This is a genomic window from Rhizobium sp. BT04 (genome assembly GCF_030053135.1).
GTDB lineage: Bacteria > Pseudomonadota > Alphaproteobacteria > Rhizobiales > Rhizobiaceae > Rhizobium > Rhizobium binxianense.
The window spans coordinates 152,575-174,326 of the sequence record NZ_CP125653.1 but is presented as its reverse complement, the minus strand read 5'-3'; the positions used below and the strand labels follow the sequence as shown (position 1 = coordinate 174,326).

23 protein-coding genes are annotated in these 21,752 nt (G+C 61.0%); 18 read left to right on the top strand and 5 right to left on the bottom strand.

Features of this window, described 5'->3' with window-relative positions; genetic code table 11:
* Nucleotides 1-82 precede the first annotated feature (82 nt).
* The 8 genes from ligD (QMO82_RS32030) to QMO82_RS31995 all read left to right on the top strand — a co-directional run bounded on the left by ligD (QMO82_RS32030) (nt 83) and on the right by QMO82_RS31995 (nt 10,056).
* Complete coding sequence (ligD, locus tag QMO82_RS32030) at nt 83-2,728, top strand: DNA ligase D (RefSeq protein WP_183610429.1); 2,646 nt, start codon at nt 83-85, stop codon at nt 2,726-2,728.
* A gap of 162 nt (nt 2,729-2,890) precedes the next feature.
* Nucleotides 2,891-3,619, top strand: a complete 729-nt coding sequence (locus QMO82_RS32025) for a FadR/GntR family transcriptional regulator (RefSeq protein ID WP_183610479.1) — start codon at nt 2,891-2,893, stop codon at nt 3,617-3,619.
* A 21-nt stretch (nt 3,620-3,640) separates the two neighbouring features.
* Nucleotides 3,641-4,627: a D-erythronate dehydrogenase gene (denD, locus tag QMO82_RS32020; protein WP_183610430.1), complete on the top strand. Its 987-nt coding sequence runs from the start codon at nt 3,641-3,643 to the stop codon at nt 4,625-4,627.
* A 163-nt stretch (nt 4,628-4,790) separates the two neighbouring features.
* Nucleotides 4,791-5,858, top strand: a complete 1,068-nt coding sequence (locus tag QMO82_RS32015) for an ABC transporter ATP-binding protein (protein WP_183610431.1) — start codon at nt 4,791-4,793, stop codon at nt 5,856-5,858.
* Between the two features lie 151 nt (nt 5,859-6,009).
* The gene (locus QMO82_RS32010) at nt 6,010-7,314 is read left to right on the top strand and encodes an ABC transporter substrate-binding protein (protein WP_183610432.1); all 1,305 of its coding nucleotides are present in this window, start codon (nt 6,010-6,012) and stop codon (nt 7,312-7,314) included.
* 82 nt (nt 7,315-7,396) lie between these two features.
* Entirely contained in the window at nt 7,397-8,329 is a 933-nt protein-coding gene (locus QMO82_RS32005; protein ID WP_183610433.1) for a carbohydrate ABC transporter permease, read from the top strand.
* Nucleotides 8,330-8,352: 23 nt separating this feature from the next.
* Nucleotides 8,353-9,252 carry a carbohydrate ABC transporter permease gene (locus QMO82_RS32000; RefSeq protein WP_183610434.1) on the top strand — a complete coding sequence of 300 codons (900 nt, stop codon included), beginning with the start codon at nt 8,353-8,355 and terminating at the stop codon, nt 9,250-9,252.
* 123 nt (nt 9,253-9,375) lie between these two features.
* Complete coding sequence (locus tag QMO82_RS31995) at nt 9,376-10,056, top strand: redoxin domain-containing protein (RefSeq protein WP_183610435.1); 681 nt, start codon at nt 9,376-9,378, stop codon at nt 10,054-10,056.
* 88 nt (nt 10,057-10,144) lie between these two features.
* Here the strand turns inward: QMO82_RS31995 and QMO82_RS31990 are convergent, their stop codons facing one another.
* Nucleotides 10,145-10,738, bottom strand: a complete 594-nt coding sequence (locus QMO82_RS31990; RefSeq protein ID WP_183610436.1) for a TetR/AcrR family transcriptional regulator — start codon at nt 10,736-10,738, stop codon at nt 10,145-10,147.
* Nucleotides 10,739-10,891: 153 nt separating this feature from the next.
* Between QMO82_RS31990 and QMO82_RS31985 the strand changes: the two genes are divergently transcribed.
* The 4 genes from QMO82_RS31985 (at nt 10,892) to QMO82_RS31970 (ending at nt 12,512) form a co-directional block, all read left to right on the top strand.
* Nucleotides 10,892-11,290 (top strand): RidA family protein, encoded by a 399-nt coding sequence (locus tag QMO82_RS31985; protein WP_183610437.1) that lies wholly within the window; start codon nt 10,892-10,894, stop codon nt 11,288-11,290.
* Between the two features lie 111 nt (nt 11,291-11,401).
* Nucleotides 11,402-11,569, top strand: coding sequence for a hypothetical protein (locus QMO82_RS31980; RefSeq protein WP_183631864.1), 168 nt, complete (start codon nt 11,402-11,404; stop codon nt 11,567-11,569).
* A 24-nt stretch (nt 11,570-11,593) separates the two neighbouring features.
* Nucleotides 11,594-12,058: an NUDIX domain-containing protein gene (locus tag QMO82_RS31975; RefSeq protein WP_183610438.1), complete on the top strand. Its 465-nt coding sequence runs from the start codon at nt 11,594-11,596 to the stop codon at nt 12,056-12,058.
* A gap of 172 nt (nt 12,059-12,230) precedes the next feature.
* Nucleotides 12,231-12,512, top strand: a complete 282-nt coding sequence (locus tag QMO82_RS31970; protein ID WP_183610439.1) for a hypothetical protein — start codon at nt 12,231-12,233, stop codon at nt 12,510-12,512.
* An 88-nt stretch (nt 12,513-12,600) separates the two neighbouring features.
* On the opposite strand, the gene QMO82_RS31965 is transcribed toward QMO82_RS31970, so the two are convergent.
* Together QMO82_RS31965 and QMO82_RS31960 are read right to left on the bottom strand one after the other, a co-directional pair.
* The gene (locus tag QMO82_RS31965; protein WP_183610440.1) at nt 12,601-13,902 is read right to left on the bottom strand and encodes an aromatic acid/H+ symport family MFS transporter; all 1,302 of its coding nucleotides are present in this window, start codon (nt 13,900-13,902) and stop codon (nt 12,601-12,603) included.
* 181 nt (nt 13,903-14,083) lie between these two features.
* Complete coding sequence (locus tag QMO82_RS31960; protein ID WP_097616826.1) at nt 14,084-14,536, bottom strand: MarR family winged helix-turn-helix transcriptional regulator; 453 nt, start codon at nt 14,534-14,536, stop codon at nt 14,084-14,086.
* A gap of 198 nt (nt 14,537-14,734) precedes the next feature.
* On the opposite strand from QMO82_RS31960, the gene QMO82_RS31955 reads away from it, so the two are divergent.
* Genes QMO82_RS31955 through QMO82_RS31930 form a run of 6 tightly spaced genes read left to right on the top strand, consistent with a single transcriptional unit; the run spans nt 14,735 to nt 19,767 of the window.
* Nucleotides 14,735-15,274 (top strand): flavin reductase family protein, encoded by a 540-nt coding sequence (locus QMO82_RS31955; protein ID WP_183610441.1) that lies wholly within the window; start codon nt 14,735-14,737, stop codon nt 15,272-15,274.
* Nucleotides 15,275-15,284: 10 nt separating this feature from the next.
* Complete coding sequence (locus tag QMO82_RS31950; RefSeq protein WP_183610442.1) at nt 15,285-16,517, top strand: flavin-dependent monooxygenase; 1,233 nt, start codon at nt 15,285-15,287, stop codon at nt 16,515-16,517.
* A gap of 47 nt (nt 16,518-16,564) precedes the next feature.
* A complete protein-coding gene (gene tsdA, locus QMO82_RS31945; protein WP_183610443.1) occupies nt 16,565-17,545 on the top strand; it encodes a gamma-resorcylate decarboxylase in 981 nt (326 codons plus the stop codon).
* Nucleotide 17,546: 1 nt separating this feature from the next.
* Nucleotides 17,547-18,605, top strand: coding sequence for a maleylacetate reductase (locus tag QMO82_RS31940; protein WP_183610444.1), 1,059 nt, complete (start codon nt 17,547-17,549; stop codon nt 18,603-18,605).
* 20 nt (nt 18,606-18,625) lie between these two features.
* Nucleotides 18,626-19,474 carry an intradiol ring-cleavage dioxygenase gene (locus QMO82_RS31935; RefSeq protein WP_183610445.1) on the top strand — a complete coding sequence of 283 codons (849 nt, stop codon included), beginning with the start codon at nt 18,626-18,628 and terminating at the stop codon, nt 19,472-19,474.
* On the top strand, nt 19,471-19,767 hold the full coding sequence (locus QMO82_RS31930; protein ID WP_183610446.1) for a YciI family protein: 297 nt from the start codon (nt 19,471-19,473) through the stop codon (nt 19,765-19,767). The genes QMO82_RS31935 and QMO82_RS31930 overlap by 4 nt, the downstream gene beginning before the upstream one ends.
* A 100-nt stretch (nt 19,768-19,867) precedes the next feature.
* Here QMO82_RS31930 and QMO82_RS31925 read toward each other — a convergent pair whose 3' ends face one another.
* Both QMO82_RS31925 and ligD (QMO82_RS31920) read right to left on the bottom strand, forming a co-directional pair.
* The gene (locus QMO82_RS31925) at nt 19,868-20,101 is read right to left on the bottom strand and encodes a BrnA antitoxin family protein (RefSeq protein WP_097616833.1); all 234 of its coding nucleotides are present in this window, start codon (nt 20,099-20,101) and stop codon (nt 19,868-19,870) included.
* 315 nt (nt 20,102-20,416) lie between these two features.
* Nucleotides 20,417-21,472, bottom strand: a complete 1,056-nt coding sequence (ligD, locus tag QMO82_RS31920; protein ID WP_183610480.1) for a non-homologous end-joining DNA ligase — start codon at nt 21,470-21,472, stop codon at nt 20,417-20,419.
* Nucleotides 21,473-21,752: the final 280 nt, after the last annotated feature.

Below are 21,752 nucleotides of genomic sequence, written 5' to 3'. Positions count from 1 at the left end.
ATATTCAGCTGGAGAAGACCGTCATGGAACTTCCTGCCGCCGGCCGGCATTCCATGCTTGGATGCTGCTTGCGGGAACGACCATGGCCAGTGACAACCTCTCGACATATCGATCGAAGCGCGACTTTCAGAAGACGGCGGAGCCGAGCGGCGATAAGCAGATCGCGCGCAGCAATCGCCGTCGCTTCGTCATCCAAAAACATGATGCCACCCGGCTGCATTACGACCTGCGGCTCGAGCTCGACGGCGTCTTCAAATCCTGGGCGGTGACCAAAGGCCCATCCCTCGATCCGCACGACAAGCGGCTGGCCGTCGAGGTGGAAGATCACCCGCTTGATTACGGCGACTTTGAAGGCACGATCCCGAAAGGCCAGTATGGCGGCGGCACGGTGATGTTGTGGGACCGCGGCTATTGGGAGCCCGAGGGAAAGAAAAGTCCGGAGCAGGCCCTCGCCAAGGGTGACTTCAAATTCACCCTGGAAGGCGAACGGCTGCATGGCAGCTTCGTGCTGGTGCGCATGCGCAATGATCGCGACGGTGGCAAGCGAACCAACTGGCTGCTGATCAAGCACCACGACGCTTTCTCGGTCGACGACAATGGCGAAGCGATCCTGGAAGACAACGACACCTCCGTCGCCTCCGGCCGAACGATGGACGCGATCGCCGCCGGCAAAGGCCGCAAGCCGAAGCCCTTCATGATCAAAGGCGGCGATATCAAGGCGGATGCCGTCTGGGATAGCAATCACGGGCTGGCCGCCGAAGAGAGAAAAGAGGAGGCCCGGGCCGGGAGACAGCCGAAGAAGGTAAAGACCGTCGATCTCCCGGACTTCATTGCGCCGCAACTTTGCCAGACCCTGGAGCGTCCGCCTGGTGGTTCCGGCTGGATTCACGAGATCAAGTTCGATGGCTACCGTATCCAGATGCGCACGCTCGAGGGCGAGGTGACGCTGAAGACGAGGAAAGGACTCGACTGGACCGGCAAATATCCCGAGATCGCCGAGGCGGCAGCGGCGCTGCCCGACGCCATCATCGACGGCGAGATCTGCGCGCTCGACGACCACGGCGCACCGGATTTCGCCGCCCTGCAGGCTGCCATTTCAGAAGGCAAGACCGGCGATCTCGTCTATTTCGCCTTCGATCTGCTTTATGAGGGTGGCGAGGACTTGCGGTCGCTGCCTCTCGTCGACCGCAAGGCGCGGCTTCAAAACTTGCTGTCGGATGCCGGCAGCGACCCTCGATTGCGTTTCGTCGAGCATTTCGAGACCGGCGGCGATGCGGTGCTTCGCTCTGCCTGCAAGCTCTCACTGGAAGGCATCGTCTCCAAACAGGGCGATGCACCCTATCGATCGGGCCGCACCGACAGCTGGGCGAAGTCGAAATGCCGCGCCGGCCACGAAGTGGTGATCGGCGCCTATGCCAAGACCAACGGCAAATTCCGCTCCTTGCTGGTCGGCGTCTACCGCGGCGACCACTTCGTCTATGTCGGCCGCGTCGGCACAGGATATGGCGCAAAGACAGTGGAAACGCTGCTGCCGAAGCTGGAAGCGCTCGAGACGGCGAAATCGCCCTTCACCGGCTTCGACGCGCCGAAGAAGGAGGCCGAGGTCACTTGGCTGAAGCCTCGGCTGGTGGCGGAAATCGAGTTCGCAGGCTGGACCGCCGACGGCATCGTCCGCCAGGCGGCCTTCAAGGGACTGCGGGCGGACAAACCGGCGAGGGATGTCAAGGCCGAACGGCCGGCGAAGCCGGCCGAGACCGACGTGCCGGAGCCGGCGGCGGAGGTGAAGGCCGGGCCGATCCGCCGAAAGGGCGCCAAGGCCGAGGTCATGGGCGTATTGATCTCCAATCCGGACAAGACGCTGTGGCCTGATGCCAGTGACCGCAGGCCGGTGACCAAGGAAGAGCTGGCACGCTATTATGAAGCCGTCGGTGCCTGGATGATCGCGCACATAGAGGGGCGCCCCTGTTCGATCATCCGCGCGCCCGATGGGATCGGCGGCGAGCAGTTCTTCCAGCGCCATGCGATGCCCGGCACCTCGAACCTTCTCGAACTGGTCAAGGTCTTCGGCGACAAGAAGCCCTATCTGCAGATCGACCGGGTCGAGGGTCTGGCCGCCGTCGCGCAGATCGGCGCCGTCGAGCTGCATCCGTGGAATTGCGAACCGCACAAGCCGGAGGTGCCGGGCCGGCTCGTCTTCGACCTCGACCCTGGCCCCGATGTGCCATTCTCCACAGTCGTTTCCGCGGCCCGCGAAATGCACGATCGTCTCGACCAACTGGGTCTGATCAGTTTCTGCAAGACGACCGGCGGCAAGGGCCTGCACGTCGTCACGCCGCTTGCGATCAACAAGCGCAAGCCGCTTTCCTGGGCGCAGGCGAAGAGCTTCGCGCACGACGTCTGCCAGCAGATGGCGCGCGACAATCCCGACCTCTATCTGATCAAGATGACCAAGAGCCTGAGGAACGGCCGCATCTTCCTCGACTATCTCCGCAATGATCGCATGGCGACGGCCGTGGCGCCCTTGTCTTCACGCGCCCGGCCGGGCGCGACCGTCTCGATGCCGCTGACCTGGACCCAGGTCAAATCAGATCTGGACCCCAAACGCTTCACCATCCGCACCGTGCCGGCACTGCTGTCGAAATCGCCGGCTTGGGAGGATTACTGCGATGGCCAGCGCCCGCTGGAGCAAGCGATCAAACGCCTCGGCAAGGCTTCCAAGGCGGCTTGAGCATCCGAGTGAATTTCTCTGCGTGCCCGATATTGCCGCTTCACGAAACTACTCCAAATAACTGTGGAATCGATCGAGGACATCCAGGCGTTGACAATCTCTTGCCCCTGAGGTCTACTGGCCCACTTACCGGACCAGTAGACCTCAGGGGGAGGGATGGCGATGGATGTTCGGGCGATGCTCGAAGACGACGTTGCGGCGATTGGGGGAGCGCCGAAGAAGTCGATGAAAGACTTCGTCGTCCAGAAGATTGCGACCTTCATCGCCACCGGCATCCTCAAAGCCGGCGACCCGCTGCCCAGCGAACGGGAGCTGGCTTCCGCGCTCTCCGTCAGCCGCGAGACCGTCCGCGGCGCGATCCTTATCCTTTCCACGCATGGAATTCTCTCGGTTGCACAAGGAACGCGAACGGTCGTGGCGTCAGAGGATGTCGGCGAATTGGCGGTCCAGGCTGCGCGGTATCGCGACATTGCGGCCTACAGTCTCGACCATGTTCACGAGGCGCGGCTGCTGATCGAAGCACAGGTCGTCAGGGCCGCGGCGGTCAAGATGGAGCCGTCGACGCTCGATTATCTCCGCAAGTCGATCGCAGCACAGGACGCCGCCTGCGACGATCCCGTCCGTTTTTTGATCTGCGACCGGGAATTTCACACCGTCATCTACCGTTCCAGCGGCAATGCGGTGCTGGCCGACATGGCCGCCGACCTCTATTCCTATCTTCTCAGCCACCGAAGGCGCATCGTATCGCAGCCCGGGACGATCGCCACCAGCATCGCCGATCACCGGTTGATCCTCGCCGGCTTGGAGACGCGGGACCCGGATGCCGCGGCCGCGGCCTTCGCAATCCACGAAACCCGTATTTATACGACGACCAAATTACTCTTCTCGTAGTTCGCAAGGAGGCGAAACGCGATGCATATTCTCATTATCGGGGCGGGAGGAATGATCGGCCGGAAGCTCGCCGCCACACTGGGGCGTAGCGGTTCCCTTGGCGATCATGCAATCACCCGCATGACGCTCGCGGATGTCGCGGCCCCGCCGGTGCCCGCCGGCATCTCCGTGCCGGTCGAAGCGCTGGCGGCCGATATTTCCGAAAGCCGTGCGGCGGCGGCCCTGGCGGCTTTCAGAGCCGACGTGATTTTTCATCTCGCCGCGATCGTTTCCGGCGAAGCCGAGCGCAATTTCGACCTCGGCTATCGGGTCAATCTCGACGGCACGCGAGCCCTGTTGGAAGCGATCCGCCGGGAAGGAAGCCGCCAGGCCTATATCCCCCGTTTCGTCTTCTCCTCCTCGATTGCGGTCTATGGTTCGCCGTTTCCCGATCCCATTCCCGACGATTATGTGCTGGCGCCGCTCACCAGCTACGGCGTTCAAAAAGCGATGTCGGAACTTCTGCTTGCCGACTATTCGCGCCGCGGCTTCGTCGACGGCATCGGAATTCGGTTGCCGACCATCGTGATCCGGCCCGGCGCGCCGAACGCCGCCGCCTCAGGCTTCTTTTCCGGCATCCTGCGGGAACCGCTGGCCGGCCAGCGCGCCGTTCTTCCGGTCGAGGAAACCGTCAAACATTGGCTGGCGAGCCCGCGGTCGGCCGTCGGCTTCCTGATCCACGCCGCCACGCTCGACACATCGTCGCTGGGCGTTCGGCGCACGCTCACCATGCCGGGGCTTGCCGCCACGGTTGCCGACCAGATCGATGCGTTGCGCCGTGTCGCCGGGCCGGAGGCGGCGGAGCTGATCGACCGTCGCCGCGACGAGGTGATTGAAGGGATCGTCGCCGGATGGCCGAAATCCTTTACGCCGGAACGGGCGACGCAGCTGGGTTTTTCCGCCGAAACCAGCGTCGACGAGCTGATCGAGGTCTACCTCGCCGAAGACGCTCCGGATGCGTCCCGATGAGGGGGAAAACCCGATAGGGAGAACGTCCCCGCCCGGGCACCCGCACAGATGCGAGATTGCGATGGCTGAAGGACCTGAGAGAGAGAAGATGACAGCCGCCGGCAAGACATAACGAAAATACCAATACACAGCATGTAGCGCTCGATTTCTGGGAGGAGTGAGTATGGCAGGCGTTCAATTCGCGGATGTGCGGAAATCATTCGGTGCATTTCCGGTCATCAAAGGCGTGGATATCGACATTGCCGACGGGGAGTTCGTGATCCTGGTCGGCCCGTCGGGTTGTGGCAAATCCACTCTGCTGCGGATGCTGGCGGGACTTGAGAACATTTCCGGCGGCGAGATCAAGATCGGCGGGCGCGTGGTCAACACCCTGCCGCCCAAGGATCGGGACATCGCCATGGTGTTCCAGAACTATGCGCTCTATCCGCATATGACGGTGGAGCAGAACATGGGCTTCTCGCTGATGCTGAACAAGGCGCCGAAGGCGGAAGCGGAGAAGCGGGTGAAATATGCCGCCGGCATCCTCGGTCTCGATAAGCTGCTCGACCGCTATCCGCGCCAGCTTTCCGGCGGCCAGCGCCAGCGTGTCGCCATGGGCCGCGCCATCGTGCGCGATCCGGAGGTCTTCCTGTTCGACGAACCGCTCTCCAACCTCGATGCCAAGCTGCGCGTCGCCATGCGCGCCGAGATCAAGGAGTTGCACCAGCGGCTGAAAACGACGACGGTCTACGTCACCCACGACCAGATCGAGGCGATGACCATGGCCGACAAGATCGTCGTCATGCATGACGGCGTCGTCGAGCAGATCGGCAGCCCGCTCGAGCTTTACGACAAGCCGGCCAATCTATTCGTCGGCGGCTTCATCGGCTCGCCGGCGATGAACATGATCAAGGGCAGGCTCGATCCGGAAAACCCGGCACGTTTCAACGCACCAGACGGCACCGCGCTCCCGGTCGCCAATCCGCCGACCGACGCCATCGGCCGCGATCTCGTCTACGGGCTTCGTCCGGAATATATCCTGCTCGATGCCAATGGCCTGCCCGGCGAAATCGTAGTGATCGAGCCGACCGGCTACGAGACGCATCTCATCCTCAAGCTCGGGGGCAGCGACCTCAGCTGCGTCTTCCGCGAACGCGTCAACGCGCGGCCGGGCGAAACCCTGCGCGTGGCGATCGACGCCGCGCATGTTCATCTCTTCGACGCCGAGAGCGGCCGGAGATTAACCGACTGAGGCCGGCCGGCGGTGGCGCGGGGGCGGAGGAGCCCTCTCGTCGCCTGCAGGCAGGCACGCATCCCTTCTCAGGGATGCAAGGAGCGGCGTTCACCAAGCGGGAGGTGAGTGCCGGCAAGTTCGTACCCGCTTTTTGATGAGGAGGAATCTCATGAGGATCAGAAGACGTGACTTTCTTGCCGCCTCGGCTGCCGTCGCCGGCGCCGCCGGCCTCGGCATCCGGCCATCTCTGGCGCAGGCCGAGCCGACTTACACGCCGGAAAGCGGCGCCAGCCTGCGGCTGCTGCGTTGGACGCCTTTCGTCAAGGGCGACGAAGAGGCCTGGATCGCCAATACCAAGAAATTCACCGAAGCCACGGGTGTGGAAGTCCGCATCGACAAGGAAAGCTGGGAGGACATTCGCCCGAAGGCAGCCGTTGCCGCCAATGTCGGCTCCGGTCCCGATCTCATCATGTGCTGGTTCGATGACGCCCATCAATATCCTGACAAGCTGGTCGATCTCACCGAACTCGGCAACTATCTCGGCAACAAGTATGATGGCTGGTACGACGGCGTGAAGGGCTACGCCACACGCGACGACAAGTTCATCGCCATGCCGTTGACGGCGATCGGCAATGCCGTCGTCTATCGCGACACCCATGTGAAGGCTGCCGGTTTCAACGAATTCCCGAACGATACGGCTGGTTTCCTCGAGCTGTGCAAGGCGATGAAGGCAAAGGGCACGCCCGCCGGCTTCCCGCACGGCAAGGCGGTCGGCGACGGCAACAACTATGCCCATTGGCTGCTGTGGAGCCACAACGGCATGATGGTCGACGAAGGCGGCAAGGTGACGATCAACAGCCCCGAGACGCTGGCATCGATCAACTATGCCAGGGAACTCTACGCGACCTTCATTCCGGGCACGGAAAGCTGGCAGGACGTCAACAACAATCGCGCCTTCCTGGCCGGCCAGGTCTCGCTGATCGCCAACGGCGTGTCGGTCTATTACACCGCCAAGAACGACCCGAAGCTCGCCGAGATCGCCAAGGATATCCGGACGACGAACTTCCCGATCGGGCCTGTCGGCAAGAGCGTGGAACTTTGCCAGACGAGCTCGCTGCTGCTCTTCAAGCACAGCAAATATCCCGAAGCGGCCAAGGCCTACATCAAGTTCATGATGGAAGCCGACCAGATGAATGCCTGGATCCAGGGCTCCAGCGCCTATTGCTGCCAGCCGCTCAAGGCCTTCGCCAAGAACCCGATCTGGACATCCGATCCGATCCACGCACCCTATGCGCGGGCTTCGGAAAAGCTGCGCCCGAACGGCTATGCCGGCCCGCTCGGTTATGCCTCGGCAGCAACCATGGCCGACTACGTTCTGGTCGACATGTATGCGGCCGCCGTCACCGGCCAGATGTCGCCGGAGGATGCGATGAAGGAAGCTGAACGCCGGGCAAACCGCTACTATCGCGTCTGACCCGCACCTCGAAACAAGCGGCATGCCGGCCTTCGGCATGCCGCAAGATCTGGGGTTCAAAAGGCGATCTGGGAGATAAGCAATGTCGATGGCGAATTCGGAGAATAGACGTGGGCCGGTCTCTTCGCTCCTGCAGAACAACAATGTGCTCGGCTTCCTGTTCATGCTGCCGGCGGCGGTGTTCCTCGTCTGCTTTCTCACCTACCCGCTGGGGCTCGGCGTCTGGCTTGGGTTCACCGATACGAGGATCGGCCGCGACGGCATCTTCATCGGGCTTGAGAACTACCAGTTCCTGATGGACGACTCGGTGTTCTGGCTGTCGGTCTTCAACACCGTTCTGTATACCTTCGTCGCCTCGGTGCTGAAATTCGCGCTCGGCCTCTGGCTGGCGATGCTGCTCAACCAGCACCTGCCCTACAAATCCTTCTTCCGGGCAATCGTCCTGCTGCCCTGGGTGGTGCCGACGGTACTTTCGGCGCTGGCCTTCTGGTGGATCTATGATTCGCAGTTCTCGATCATCTCGTGGTCGCTGATGAAGCTGGGGCTGATCAGCGGACCGATCAACTTCCTCGGCGACCCGATCAATGCGCGTATCTCCGTCATCGTCGCCAATGTCTGGCGCGGCATTCCCTTCGTGGCAATCTCGCTGCTCGCCGGGCTGCAGACCATCCCGGCATCGCTGCAGGAGGCAGCCTCGCTCGACGGCGCCACCAGCTGGCAGCGTTTCCGCTATGTGACGCTGCCGATGCTGACGCCGATCATCGCCGTCGTCATGACCTTCTCGGTGCTTTTCACCTTTACCGATTTCCAGCTCATCTACGTGCTGACCAAGGGCGGCCCCGTCAACGCGACGCATCTGATGGCAACGCTGTCGTTCCAGCGCGGCATTCCCGGCGGCCAGCTCGGCGAGGGTGCGGCCATCGCGGTCGCCATGGTGCCCTTCCTGCTCGGCGCCATCATGTTCAGCTTCTTCGGCCTGCAACGGCGCAAATGGCAACAGGGCGGCCAGGATTAAGCGCCAAGATTTGGAGAATGACGATGTCGACACATTCCAACACCGCCGATCAGGCCCTGACCGACAATGCCGAAGGCATGAGCTATCTGAACCGCCTGCCGCGGCGGATCGTGATGCTCTACCTGCCGATGGCCGTCTTCGTCTTCGTGCTGCTCTTTCCCTTCTACTGGATGGCGATCACCGCGGTGAAACCCAACGAACAGCTGACCGACTACAGCAATTACAGCCCGTTCTGGGTGGTGGGACCGACGCTCGCGCACATCAAATATCTGTTCCTCGAAACCTCCTATCCGGGCTGGCTGTGGAACACGATGCTGGTGGCGGTCTGCTCCACCTTCCTCTCGCTGGTGGCCTCGGTCCTGGGCGCCTATGCCATCGAGCGCGTCCGTTTCACCGGCTCGCGTTCGGTCGGCCTGGTGATCTTCCTCGCCTACCTCGTGCCGCCGTCGATCCTCTTCATCCCGCTTGCCTTCATCGTCTTCAAGCTCGGGATCTACGACTCGCGGCTGGCACTGATCTTCACCTACCCGACCTTCCTCATTCCCTTCTGCACCTGGCTGCTGATGGGTTATTTCCGCTCGATCCCCTTCGAGCTGGAGGAAAGCGCGCTGGTGGATGGCGCCAACCGATGGCAGATCCTCATCAAGATCATCTTGCCGCTGGCCGTGCCGGGGCTGATTTCCGCCGGCATCTTCGCCTTCACGCTGTCCTGGAACGAATTCATCTATGCCCTTACTTTCATTCAGTCCTCGGAAAACAAAACCATCCCGGTCGGCGTGCTGACCGAGCTGGTGCGCGGCGATGTCTTCGAATGGGGGGCGCTGATGGCGGGAGCCCTGTTCGGCTCGCTCCCGGTGGTCATCCTCTACTCGTTCTTCGTGGATTACTATGTTTCCTCGATGACCGGGGCGGTGAAGGAGTGACCGCGGCAAATGGCCTGCCGACCACATCCAGCGTCTCAGCGTCAAGCACTGGGCCTTCTTGCCGCAAGTGGTATAGTTGAATTTCGGTCGTCCTCGTGGACGATACGATAAAGGAATTATTCCATGGGAGACCAGAAACGCCCGCTGCAACCTGGAGAAGCCGCGCCCGGATTCGCACTGGCCGCAGCCAACTTCGACGGAACGGTCTCATTCGCCGACTTGAGAGGTCACCCGTTCCTGATCGGCTTCTTTCGCGGGCTGCACTGCCCGTTCTGCCGGCGCCAACTGGAACGGCTTGCCAGCGTAGAGCCGACCCTGCGCGCCGCCGGGGTGGAGACCGTGGCCGTTATCAACACGCCGGTGGAACGTGCCCGCCTGTATTTCCGCCACCGGCCGACGCCGATAACGCTTCTATGTGACCCGGACTGCCGCACGCATCGGGCCTACGGTGTGCCGCATGCCGAGTTCCTGCCCGATGGGAGCCGCGAGCGGCCCGAATGGCCCTATGCCGCAACGATGGCGCAGTTCCAGGCGGTACGCATCAACCCCACCGGCGAACTGCCGGAACCGCTGCACCCGATGGAAGCCAACACGATACTCAACGCCAAAGACCGCTTCGAGCTGACCGAAGCCGATCATGCGATCTTCGCGAACCACGCTACCCAGCTCGTCGGGCACTTCCTGGTTAATGCGAACGGCACCATCGGCTGGGCACGAATCGAGGCGCTCGACGAGCCGAACAACCTCTCCGTCTTCCCGACTGCGGCGGAGATCATCGCCGCCGCCGGCAGCCTTGGGCACTGACCTGCAGCCAACGGTCAGCCAGCTTTTTTATTTTTAACGCAATTCCAGGCAAAGCGCTTCGCGATTTGCCTGGAATTGCTCTAGCAGATCACAAACGCTGCAAAAGCAGACCTGCCGCCAAGGCATGAAAAGCCTCGACCGCCTTCGGCAGCACGCTCTGCGGGTTTTCGCTGGCGGCGATCCAGAGAGCGGCATTGAGAGCCGCGCCGCTCAGCAATCGGGCGGCCGCTTCTGCGTCCAGCGGCTTGAGGATGCCTTGTGCGGTTAGGCGCTCCACAGCGCTCTTGGTCACCTGCAGACAATTGTTCTGGCTCGGCCATTGCGAGGGATCGCCCAACACCGCCGGTCCGTCGAGCAGCACGATGCGCTGGACTTCCGGATTGAGCGCCATCTCGATATAGGCCGCACCCTCGGCGAGCAGGCCCTGCCAATCGTTGCCTGCCCGCGCCCCGATCTCTTTGGCGCGCGCCGCCATTTCGGTATCGATCTGCTCGACGACGGCTGCCAGCAGCCCGCGCTTGTCCCCGAAGTTGTGGTAAAGCGCGCCCCGTGTCAGACCGGCGTCAGCCGTCAGCTCGTCCATCGACGCTGCGGCGTACCCTTTTTCGGCAAAAGCCTTTCGCGCCGCCACGATCAGTTTGGCGCGGTTTTCCTGCACGGTTTCGCTGCGTGTTTTCGCCATTCGATCCTCAATTCACATACGAAGCGTATATGGACTTTACATACGACGCGTATGTCAGCTATATCACATACGTACCGTATATCAAATGAAGGGCGTGCTTGTGAAGCGTCGCCAGACCCTCATCGGTGTTCCCAACAAGAAAGAGAGATCAGAATGACCCAACGCGAAGCAATCTTTCCTGCCGAAAGGCACGCTCTTTACGAGGAGCACGGCTATTCCGCCGCCATCCGATCCGGCGATCTACTGTTTGTATCAGGACAGGTCGGCAGCCGCTCGGACGGGACGCCCGAACCCGATTTCGAACGCCAGGTCCGGCTGGCCTTCGAAAACCTGAAGGCGACGCTGAGTGCCGCGGGCTGCACGCTCGATAATATCGTCGATGTCACCTCCTTCCACACCGACCCCGAAAACCAGTTCGGAACGATCATGGCGGTCAAGCAGGAGATTTTCAGCAAGCCGCCCTATCCGAATTGGACGGCGCTTGGCGTAAACTGGCTCGCCGGCTTCGACTTCGAGATAAAGGTCATCGCCCGCATTCCGGCCAGTCACTGACATCCCCCAATCCCGGCGGCACGGCAGACGCCCTGCCGCTGCCGTCGCGGAGAACTTGCCGATGTCGGTCGCCCCTCCTATCTCATATGAAGAGACCGATGGAGCGACGAGATGGCGGAACTTGTAGCTGACACCCTGTTCGAGACGACGATCGAGATCATTCCTCCGGAAGACACAAAAGAGCGGGCCGATGGCCGTGCTTGCCTATGCTGCAAGCGCCGGTGCCGGTGGATGGACGACGACGGCTGCGGCATCTGCGAGGAATGCCTGGCCTCTTGATGAACGCAAGAAGAGCACAACGCGATGGCAATCCGCAGCGCCGGGCTTCTCATCTATCGGCGCGTGTCCAAGGACCTCGAAGTCCTTCTCGTCCATCCAGGCGGTCCCTTTTGGGCTGGGAAAGACGAGGCTGCCTGGTCGATCCCGAAAGGCCTGGTCGAGCCGGGAGAGGATGAGCTGGCGGCGGCGATGCGGGAGACGGCCGAAGAGCTGGGTGTGGCCGTCGACGGCATCTTCACACGGCTGGGTGAATACCGGCAGCATGGCGGCAAGATCGTCGTCGCCTGGTCGATCGAAGCCGATCCGGTGCTCGACCTGACCGCGATCCGGAACTCCGAATTTCAAATGGAGTGGCCGCCGAAATCGGGCCGAGTCAAGAGCTTTCCGGAGGTTGATCGTGCAGGCTGGTTTTCCCTCGCCGAGGCAGCAACAAAGCTCTTGAAAGGGCAGCGGGCGATGCTTGCCGACCTCCTGAAGCATCAGCAATGATCGGTGCGAAATAGTGATTGATCCGCCCGTCGTGCTGTACGCATGCGTGAAGCGCGCGGCAGCCATGCGTTGCTTCTGCAGACATCCATCTCCATCTGACAGTCACAGCCACCTCTCTCAAATCGAGAAATCGGCGCTGCGGGCCGCCTTGAGAACGCGCGAGGAGACAATGATGAACGGCATTTCGAAAACCCTGAACGACATGACGCTTGTTGAACGGTCGAGCCTGCTCGACACCGTCGCCGATGCCTTGGAAGCAACCGCCGAGGAGGCCGAAGGGGAGGGCGACGCCCGCTTCGTCGCCAACTCCGTCTGCATCGCCAATACGATCCGCGGACTATCCGGTGAGCTTGCGCCGCACGATCTGCGGGCGGCCGAGTTGCTCCTCGAGCAGGGCATCATGCTCGTCCACCAATTTGCCAACCGGGCGAAACCACGCGGAATGGTTCATTAGAGCACGTTGCAATCTTTCAGATTTTTGGCTTCACCAGGTTTGCATTGTCGGCAGGCACTGGATCCCAGACCCGCCGACAATCTGGCAATCAATCAGCCTTTCTCCGATACAGCAATGTCATGAGTGCGAGGACGCATCCTACGGCTCCGACCGATGCGAAGATGTAGAAGTTCCACTGCGGAGCCAGGCCTGCACCCAGAACCGCACCGCCGATGGCCGGTCCTATCATGCCTCCGATACGGCCGATGCCCAGCGAGAAGCCAAGGCCAGTTCCACGGATCTCGACCGGATAGAGGTTTCCAACGAGAACGTTGGCGAGGATCTGCGTGCCGATCGTTCCTGTACCTGCAAGTGCGACGAGTCCATAGACCTGGAGGCCCTGATCCACCTGCGTCAGCAACCAGATCGAGCAGGCTCCGAGAAGAAACATGCCTGCGACGACTATTTTGACATTTCCGCGGTCGGCAATCCTTGCGCCGATCAGGAGGCCGATTGCGGCTCCGAGATTGAGGGTTACGGAGAAGAGCAGGGCGGAACCGAGGTCATAGCCCATCTTGTTCATGATGGTCGGAAGCCAGTTGACCATGCCGAATGTGAGCAGAAGCGAACAGAAGTGGATGCCCCATGCGTTCAATGTCGGCAGCAGGCGACCTTCGGAAAACAGCGACCGGATGCCCACTTGGCGTGACGCAACAGGCCTGGCTACGGGATCGGGCAGCCCGTACTGGTTTGCAATCTGGTTGGCTTCGGTCCGGCGGTTCTTCGTTGCCAGCCATTCGGGGGATTCAGGGATGAGGCGGATGAAGAAAGGCAGAAGCAGGATCGGTGCGCCGCCGATGATCATCAGTGGACGCCATCCGTATGTCTGTATCAGCAGCATTCCGAGGACGCCCGAGATGATGCCGCCGGCCAGATAACCGAGAAGAGCAATCGAATAGGCCATTGCCTTCCGTTTCGGCGGAGAAAACTCGATGATTAGAGCGGTTACCGTGGGAAAAAGAGCTCCAAGGCCCAGGCCGGCTAGAAAGCGTGTTCCCTCGAAAACGAGAAAGTTCGGCGCAAGACCGCTGCCGATCATCATAACGGAGAAGCTCAGCAGACTGCCGATGATGACCTTGCGGCGCCCTATCCTGTCAGCGAGCGTTCCTGCGACCAGAGCCCCCAGCAGCATGCCGAACAGGGTGATGGAGGCAGCGCGTCCGACCAGGCCGGGCGTCAGGCCCCAGCTGGCTTCACCGAGCAACGCCGGCGCGACCGCGCCGTAAACGATCAGGTCATAGCCGTCGAACAGGATCAGCAGGCCACAAAGGGCGATGATGACATTCGGGCTGCGAACGTGTTCCTTGACAATAGCGAGATCTTGTATGGCCAATTTTCCCTCCCCATACATTTGAGTACAGGAAGTACGCTCCTGCCAGCGGCAGGTCCGCGTCGATCCATGTACAATCCTCCTGGATCGTTGCCGGCGTGGTTCCTCCCAGCGCCAGACTCACCCGTGAGCGGGCGATGTCAAGACAACGATGACACGTTATTAAATACTTGCGAATAAAATATTTGCAACTGCAAACTTTTCAGCTGGCAACTTTTCCCTTTCCGGATATTGCCGGCAGGTTGCTGTGCATGCGGCGCAGCGCCTTCTTCAGGGCTGCGACCTCCTCGTCCGACATGTCCTGAACCGCAGTGCGTTCAAGTTCCACGGCAAGCGGCATAAGCCTTTCCGTCAGCGCTTCGCCCTGCGGGGTCAGCCTTACGATGACGATACGGCCGTTATCTTCCGGACGTGTTCGCGACACCAGCTTGCGCTTGGCCAGTGTGCCGACGAGGCGCGAAAGTGTCGAAATCTCGACGGAGACGACGTCGGCGAGATCCCCCAGGGTGCTCTCCCGGCGCTCCTTGAGCATGGCCAGAACCCGGTACATCGCCACGCTGAGATCGTCTTCGGCAATTCTCTGCGCGAACACCTCGGCTATCCGCACGCCGGCGCGGTTGAGAAGATACGGAACGGAATCGGTAAGTTTGTACATATCTCTGTCTGCTGGTGGGATTCGGCCTGCTGAGGGCTCTCTCGACATGCACCTAAATGACCGGGATGACAACATGATTGGCTTTCGGCCGCCGAGAACGGCTGGTAGATCAAGCATTTTCCGCCTAAATTATAAATTTGCATTGACAACAGTTGCAAATGCAATAATTTGGACACCGAGGAGACACGGGAGGAAATCATGTCTGCCACTGCTGCCCTCGGCATAGCGCCGGCCCCCGCACCGATCAGCGATGCGTTTCGATCGACCATGCGCCGTTTCCCGGCGACGGTGACGGTCATTTCCGCCTGTCGCAACGGCGTGGATCATGGAATGACGGCAACGGCCGTCACATCGCTTTCGATGGATCCGCCATCTCTCATCATCTGCCTGAACAATCGCACCTACCTGCATGACATGCTGCTCGAGGTGCCCGAATTCGCAGTCAGCATTCTGACCGACAGGCAGGCAGCCGTATCGGAAGGTTTCAGCGGCAAGATTGCGCCTGAACGCCGCTTCGACGCTGCCGATTGGGTTCGCCACGAGCGCGGCATGATGGTGCTGGGCTCCGCTCATGCCTCAGTTGTCTGCCGCCGTATGGGCGCAGTTCCCTATGGAACGCACACGATCTTCATCGGGCAGGTGGTGGATACACGCCATTCCGACGACACGACCGCGCTGATGTACGAGAATTCGAAATACTGCGCGCCACAGCACGCACTTCCCGCATCCCAGAACTGAAGGTAGTTCCATGAACAATACAGCTGCCCTGTTTCCCGCCTCGGCGCGGGTTGAGAACGCATGTCTTGCAGATCGTATCGCCCCGGTGCTGCACGAGATCCGTGCCGGCGCGCGCGATACCGAAAAATCCGGCCGCGTGCCGGCACGCAATATCGATCTGCTGCGCTCCGCCGGCTATTTCGATATCGTCAAGCCTGCCCGTTTCGGTGGGGAGGAGGGATCGTTTGCCGAGCTTGTCGATGCAAATATCGAACTGTCGTCGGCCTGTGCCTCCACCGGCTGGGTTGCCGGCCTCCTTTCCGCGCATCAATGGCTCCTCGCCATGTTCGATGAAAGGGTTCAGCAGGAGGTGTGGGGCAGCAATCCGGATGCGCTGCTCTGCGGTTCCTATGCGCCGGTCCGTATCGCGGAACGCGTCGAAGGTGGTTTCCGGTTATCTGGCGATTGGGCCTTTGCGAGCGGATGCGAAAATGCCCAGTGGGCACTCTGTGCGGCGATCATTCCGCCAAACGGCGAGGGGGAGCGTCCTGTGCCGGCGTTCCTTCTGGTTCCCGCCGGCGACTATGGCATTGCCGAGACCTGGGACGTGGTCGGCCTGGCGGGCACCGGCTCGAAAAGCCTGATCCTCAAGGACGTCTTCGTTCCGGAATACCGCATGCTGAGTTTTCCGGACGCGACCTCCGGCAGAACGCCGGGCGGACGTGGCTATAGGGGTATCGGCCTTTTCAACATTCCGCTCCTCATGGGGGTTCCGTTCTGCCTCGGCAGCGCAGCCGTCGGTGCGGCGAAGGGCGCACTGGAGAGCTATATCGACCATATGGGGGCTCGTGTGACACGTGGTGCGGTTGCCGGTGGCAACAACAAGATCGCGGAATTTCCGACGATCCAGCTGCGCGTGGCAGAAGCCTCCGCATCCGTGGATGCCGCCCGCGAAATCATTCTGCGCGATATTGCCCGAGCGCAGCAACTGGCCCAGGCCCGCGAGGATGGCGCCGGCGAGATCACCGAGGACGATCGAATTCTCGCCCGTCGCAGCCAGTCCTTTGCGGTCAGCCTGGCGCTTCGGGCTGTGGAAGCACTCAATGCATCGACGGGCGGCCTCGGCCTTCAAATGTCCAACCCCGTCCAGCGAGCATGGCGCGATGCAAATGCCGTCGGCCGCCACATTTCAATGAACTGGGATGCCGTGGGCACCATGGTCGGCCAGCAGCTGCTCGGTCTTCCGCCCAAGGGGCAATTCTGATCCGCCATCCTCAGTATTTCGATACAAGACAGAAAAGAGAGCATATCGTGCAAGGCAAGATCGCGCTTGAAGAACATTTCGCCATTCCCGAGACGCTGCAGGATTCGGCTGGATTCGTGCCGGGCGACTACTGGACGGAACTGTCCGCCCGTCTTCTGGATATCCAGGACAAGCGTTTGCGGCTGATGGATGCCCACGGCATCGAGAAAATGATCCTGTCGCTGAACGCTCCGGCCGTGCAGGCGATCCCGGATAGGGCAAAGGCTCTGGAGATTTCCCGGCGCGCCAACGACTTTCTGGCGGAGCAATGCGTCAAGAACCCGAGCCGTTTCCTGGGATTTGCAGCTTTGCCCCTGCAGGATCCGGATGCAGCCGCGCAGGAATTGCAGCGCTGCGTGACAACGATGGGTTTCGTCGGCGCACTGGTCAATGGCTTCTCGCAGGAAGGCGACGGAACGACGCTGCTCTACTACGACCTGCCGCAATACCGTCCGTTCTGGGCCGAAGTCGAAAAGCTCAACGTTCCCTTCTATCTGCATCCGCGCAACCCGCTGCCGCAGGATAGCCGGATCTATGCCGGCCATTCCTGGCTGATGGGGCCGACATGGGCGTTCGCGCAGGAGACCGCTGTTCATGCGCTACGCTTGATGGGATCCGGCCTGTTTGACGAACATCCGGCTTTGCGGATCATCGTTGGTCACATGGGCGAGGGACTACCATACATGATGTGGCGCATCGACAACCGGAATGCGTGGGTCAAGGTGGAAAAGAACTATCCGGCCAAACGCCCGATTGCCGATTATTTCAACGAGAATTTCTACATCACGACGTCGGGGAACTTCCGCACGCAATCGCTTATCGATGCTATGCTGGAAATCGGCGCGGACCGAATTCTGTTCTCGACGGACTGGCCATTCGAGAACATCGACCATGCTGCAAATTGGTTCGACAGCACGACCATCTCCGAAGCCGACCGTCTGAAGATCGGTCGCACCAACGCGGTTTCACTGTTCAAACTCGATCGATAGCATGGTTGCACCTTTCAGATACACGGCCAGCGCGGCCCAGGTCTTCTTCGGGAGCGGCTCGTTGAACCGTCTCGCCGAGGCGATTGCAGGGCAGGGCGGCAAGCGCGCCCTGATCCTTTCGACTCCGCACCAGAAAGCGGAGGCTGAACGGATCGCTGCTTCCCTCGGTCCGCTTGCTGCAGGACTATTCCACGATGCGACGATGCATACGCCGGTCGATGTGACCGAGCGCGCGATGGCGGCATATAACGCAGCCGCCGCCGATTGCGTGGTCGCGATCGGCGGCGGATCTACGATCGGTCTCGGCAAGGCGATCGCCTATCGCAACGACGCCCCACAAATCGTGGTGGCGACGACCTATGCGGGATCAGAGGTTACGCCGATCCTCGGCCAGACAGAGAACGGGCAGAAGACGACGGTCCGCGGGCCCGGCATCCTGCCCGAAGTGGTGATCTACGACCCTGAATTGACATTGGGATTGCCGGTCAACATCAGCGTCAGCAGCGGGCTCAATGCGATGGCGCATGCGGTCGAAGGTCTCTATGCACAGGATCGCAATCCCATTTCGTCAATGATGGCGGTCGAGGGCCTGCGCGCGCTGAAGCAGGCTTTACCTCAAATCGTCAATTCGCCTAGGGACATCGAGCCGCGAAGCGAAGCGCTTTACGGTTCCTGGCTGTGCGGCACAGTGCTCGGAGCAGTTGGCATGGCCCTCCATCACAAGCTTTGCCATACGCTGGGCGGTAGCTTCGATCTGTCGCATGCGGAAACCCATGCGGTCATTCTTCCCCATTCTGCCGCCTACAACGCGGAGGCTGCAGCGGATGCGTTAAAGCCGGCTGCCGATCTTTTCGGCGGCTCGCTGGGCGGCGGTCTTTATGATTTTGCCGCTTCGATCGGTGCCCCCCTGGCGCTCCGCGATCTGGGTATGAAGGCAGCCGATCTGGACCGTGCGGCGGAACTCGCCGCCCAGAACCCTTACTGGAACCCGCGCCCGATCGAACGGGAAGCGATCCGGGCTTTGTTGCAGAGCGCCTGGGAGGGCGCGCGGCCGCGTTAACGCCTTAGGAGGATGGCCACGTGCCTGAATATTTCAGCGAAGAAAGATCCGCGGAAGCCGTCAACTCACGGATGGGGCAGGACATTAATCCGCGTCTCGCCGAAATCATGGCGTCGCTTGTCAGGCACCTGCATGCCTTTGCCAAGGATATCAGCCTGACCCAGGAAGAATGGGAGCTGGCCATCGGCTTCCTGACCCGAACCGGCCATCTCTGCCATGACGAGCGACAGGAGTTCATCCTGCTCAGCGATACGCTGGGTTTGTCGATGTTGGTGGATGCGATCAACAACCGGCGTCCACCAGGCGCCACGGAAAATACGGTGTTTGGACCGTTTCATCTCGAAGGGGCGCCGGTACGGCAGATGGGTGAAAACATTTCGCTCGACGGCAAGGGCGAGAGCTGTCTCTTCATCGGGCGAGTGCTGGATCTTAACGGCAATCCGATCGAGGGAGCCCGGATCGATGTATGGTCGGATAATTCCGATGGCTTCTACGACGTCCAGCAGCCGGATATCCAGCCGAAGTGGAACAACCGGGGCATTTTCGTCACCGGCGCAGATGGCGCCTATAGTTTCGTCGGCATAAAGCCGGTTTCCTATCCGATCCCGGATGACGGCCCGGTCGGCCAGATGTTGGCGTCCCTCGGCCGCCATCCCTACCGTCCTGCCCATACTCATTATCTGATCACGGCTTCAGGTTATCAGAAGCTCGTGACCCACACTTTCGTCGGCGACGATCCCTATCTGGAATCCGATACGGTGTTTGGTGTCAAAAACAGCCTGATCGCGCCTTTCGAGCGTGTCGATCGTGCGACGGTCTGGCGCTCCGACTTCGATTTCGTGCTGACGCCCGTGGAGGATAGACAATGATCGTTGCCCGCTATGCGCTATCCGACCCCGGCAAGGCTGCCGAACGTTCCCGATTGCTCGAGGAACACAAGGCCTATCTGCATGGCGCGGCGATCCGCATCCTGCTATCCGGACCGTCTGCACCGCCGGCGGAGGGCAAGGGTTCTACGGCCTTAGTGATCGCGGAAGTCGAAACGCTCGCCGAGTTCGAGGCGTTCAGCGCAGGAGATCCCTTCGTCCGCTCCGGTGTTTACGGCAGCGTCGATATATTCGAATGGCGGCCCAGTTTTGGGCTTCTTCGGAAGAATCTCTGATCGGCGTTTCGAGCTCTGAACTGCCGCAGCTGGTCATGTCGAAGACTGCGAGTGAAGCTGGCCACGCCTCGGCCGGCGACGCGACTCCGGTGCAGCAGGGTCAGAGCCTGCTCTTCATCGCGGCGCGCAATATATCGTTGATCCGATCCTGCCAGCCAGGGCCATCTTCTTGGAAAAAGGCAAGCACATCACTGTCGATCTTGAGCGAAACAAGCTCCTTGCTATTCGGCAGCGCCGGTCGCTCAACAGCTTGTTCCACCTTCTTCTTCGCTGGTTTGAACAACGCTTCGGCAGCGTCCATTGGATTGACAGGTCTGCGGGGCGGGTTTGCCATAGTTGCCACTTTCTGTTGCCTGTCGGGAGCGACATTCGAGCGGCATACGTGATGTCGACCGCTTCGTCGACTATTTATCTTATTTTACGATGCGGCGATTTAGCCGACCTGTTCGATCGCCAGTGCTGGGCGGCAGGGACTTGATCAGCGACGTCGCAGAGACGGCCGGATCCAGCTAGGCCGCCCAGGTGCTGCGGTCGGGCCGTTCTTAAAGAACTGATGGCTCGATATCCGCGACCGACAACTACTTTCGTTCGAACTCCCGATCCATAAGCCAGAGCACCATCCGGGAGGTAGGCTGATGATCGTGGTCCTTCAACGGCCGAAGCCGGACATATCGAACACGGCGGCATTGTCCTGAACCTCGCGAAGTCCTTTGTAGGAGGCGTGGCGGAGACTGCCGTCATCCGTCCAGCCGCGAAACTCGATCTCGGCGATGAGCGTCGGCTGCACGAAGACGAAGCGCTTGCCCTTCAGGGAAACGACCGGCCGGCTCGTCTTCAAGCGATCGAGCGTCTTTTTCAACTGCTCGGCATCCCGTGTGCTGAAACCGGTTCCAACCGACCCGACATAGACCCAGTCGAAGCCCTTCTTGCCGGCGAGCAGCAGACTGCCGATGCCGCCGCGGGCGGATGGCGATTGTTCGTAACCGACGATCATGAAGCTCTCGCTCTCTACGCACTTGATCTTCAGCCAGTCGCCCGTGCGGCCACTGCGGTAGGGCCGGTCGCGATGCTTGGCGATAATGCCTTCCAGCTGACGATGACAGGCGTGCGCGAGGAGGTCTTCGGCGGGCAGTTCAATCTCTTCGGAAAAGCGGATCTTCCCATCGCCGCCTTGCGGCAGCAGGTCTTCAAGAAGGTGCCGGCGCACGGCGAGCTCGGTGCCTGTGAGGTCATGCCCGTCCAGATACAAGAGGTCGAAGGCGTAGAGCATGGACTCGGCCGAAACCCGTTTGCCGCCTCGGCCGCCAAGCGAACGTTGCAACGCGCCGAAATCCGATCGGCCGTGGTCGTCCAAAACCACCGCTTCCCCGTCCAGTATGGCGGTGGTCACACCCAGGTCTTTTGCTGCCACGGCGATGGCGGGAAAGCGGTGAGTCCAGTCATGGCCGCCGCGCGTGATGACACGAACGCCCTTCGGCTCGATATGGATCGCAAGCCGATAGCCATCCCACTTCACCTCGTACAGCCAATCCGATCCCAGCGGCACGGTGGGCTTCAGCAGCGCAAGGCAAGGTTCGATCCTCGACGGCATCGGATCGAACGGAAGGCTTGGCTGGTCAGGATCGCGCTTGCGGATCGGACCAGACTGCAGGGTCGAGTTGGACTCGTTGAGGAATGGCAATGAGGGGCGGCGCGAGCGCGTCATGTTCAAATTTACCTTCCCGGACCGATTTCGGCCTCGACCGACTTTCGCCGTGCGTCCAGACATTAACGACATGACGCAACCAATGCGAGTCAACCGAATCGGCCGGCGGGTTGTTCCGCGTCGAAACGAATCGAAATTCAACGATTTAAGGCGCATGCGCCGCTCATATCGCGAGTCGCGAGATGCAGTTGATTCCATGCACTTTTTGCGGCGTCACGCTACATCGACGCCGAACGCCTTTGGAAAAGAACCCTCACGGAAGAAACGGCCGATCGGCGAT

Excerpts from the sequence above, each read along its gene's own strand:
- ligD (WP_183610429.1), top strand. The coding sequence starts at position 83 with ATGGCCAGTGACAACCTCTCGACATATCGATCGAAGCGCGACTTTCAG.
- QMO82_RS32025 (WP_183610479.1), top strand. The coding sequence starts at position 2,891 with ATGGATGTTCGGGCGATGCTCGAAGACGACGTTGCGGCGATTGGGGGA.
- denD (WP_183610430.1), top strand. The coding sequence starts at position 3,641 with ATGCATATTCTCATTATCGGGGCGGGAGGAATGATCGGCCGGAAGCTC.
- QMO82_RS32015 (WP_183610431.1), top strand. The coding sequence starts at position 4,791 with ATGGCAGGCGTTCAATTCGCGGATGTGCGGAAATCATTCGGTGCATTT.
- QMO82_RS32010 (WP_183610432.1), top strand. The coding sequence starts at position 6,010 with ATGAGGATCAGAAGACGTGACTTTCTTGCCGCCTCGGCTGCCGTCGCC.
- QMO82_RS32005 (WP_183610433.1), top strand. The coding sequence starts at position 7,397 with ATGTCGATGGCGAATTCGGAGAATAGACGTGGGCCGGTCTCTTCGCTC.
- QMO82_RS32000 (WP_183610434.1), top strand. The coding sequence starts at position 8,353 with ATGTCGACACATTCCAACACCGCCGATCAGGCCCTGACCGACAATGCC.
- QMO82_RS31995 (WP_183610435.1), top strand. The coding sequence starts at position 9,376 with ATGGGAGACCAGAAACGCCCGCTGCAACCTGGAGAAGCCGCGCCCGGA.
- QMO82_RS31990 (WP_183610436.1), bottom strand. The coding sequence starts at position 10,738 with ATGGCGAAAACACGCAGCGAAACCGTGCAGGAAAACCGCGCCAAACTG.
- QMO82_RS31985 (WP_183610437.1), top strand. The coding sequence starts at position 10,892 with ATGACCCAACGCGAAGCAATCTTTCCTGCCGAAAGGCACGCTCTTTAC.
- QMO82_RS31980 (WP_183631864.1), top strand. The coding sequence starts at position 11,402 with ATGGCGGAACTTGTAGCTGACACCCTGTTCGAGACGACGATCGAGATC.
- QMO82_RS31975 (WP_183610438.1), top strand. The coding sequence starts at position 11,594 with ATGGCAATCCGCAGCGCCGGGCTTCTCATCTATCGGCGCGTGTCCAAG.
- QMO82_RS31970 (WP_183610439.1), top strand. The coding sequence starts at position 12,231 with ATGAACGGCATTTCGAAAACCCTGAACGACATGACGCTTGTTGAACGG.
- QMO82_RS31965 (WP_183610440.1), bottom strand. The coding sequence starts at position 13,902 with ATGTATGGGGAGGGAAAATTGGCCATACAAGATCTCGCTATTGTCAAG.
- QMO82_RS31960 (WP_097616826.1), bottom strand. The coding sequence starts at position 14,536 with ATGTACAAACTTACCGATTCCGTTCCGTATCTTCTCAACCGCGCCGGC.
- QMO82_RS31955 (WP_183610441.1), top strand. The coding sequence starts at position 14,735 with ATGTCTGCCACTGCTGCCCTCGGCATAGCGCCGGCCCCCGCACCGATC.
- QMO82_RS31950 (WP_183610442.1), top strand. The coding sequence starts at position 15,285 with ATGAACAATACAGCTGCCCTGTTTCCCGCCTCGGCGCGGGTTGAGAAC.
- QMO82_RS31940 (WP_183610444.1), top strand. The coding sequence starts at position 17,547 with ATGGTTGCACCTTTCAGATACACGGCCAGCGCGGCCCAGGTCTTCTTC.
- QMO82_RS31930 (WP_183610446.1), top strand. The coding sequence starts at position 19,471 with ATGATCGTTGCCCGCTATGCGCTATCCGACCCCGGCAAGGCTGCCGAA.
- QMO82_RS31925 (WP_097616833.1), bottom strand. The coding sequence starts at position 20,101 with ATGGCAAACCCGCCCCGCAGACCTGTCAATCCAATGGACGCTGCCGAA.
- ligD (WP_183610480.1), bottom strand. The coding sequence starts at position 21,472 with ATGACGCGCTCGCGCCGCCCCTCATTGCCATTCCTCAACGAGTCCAAC.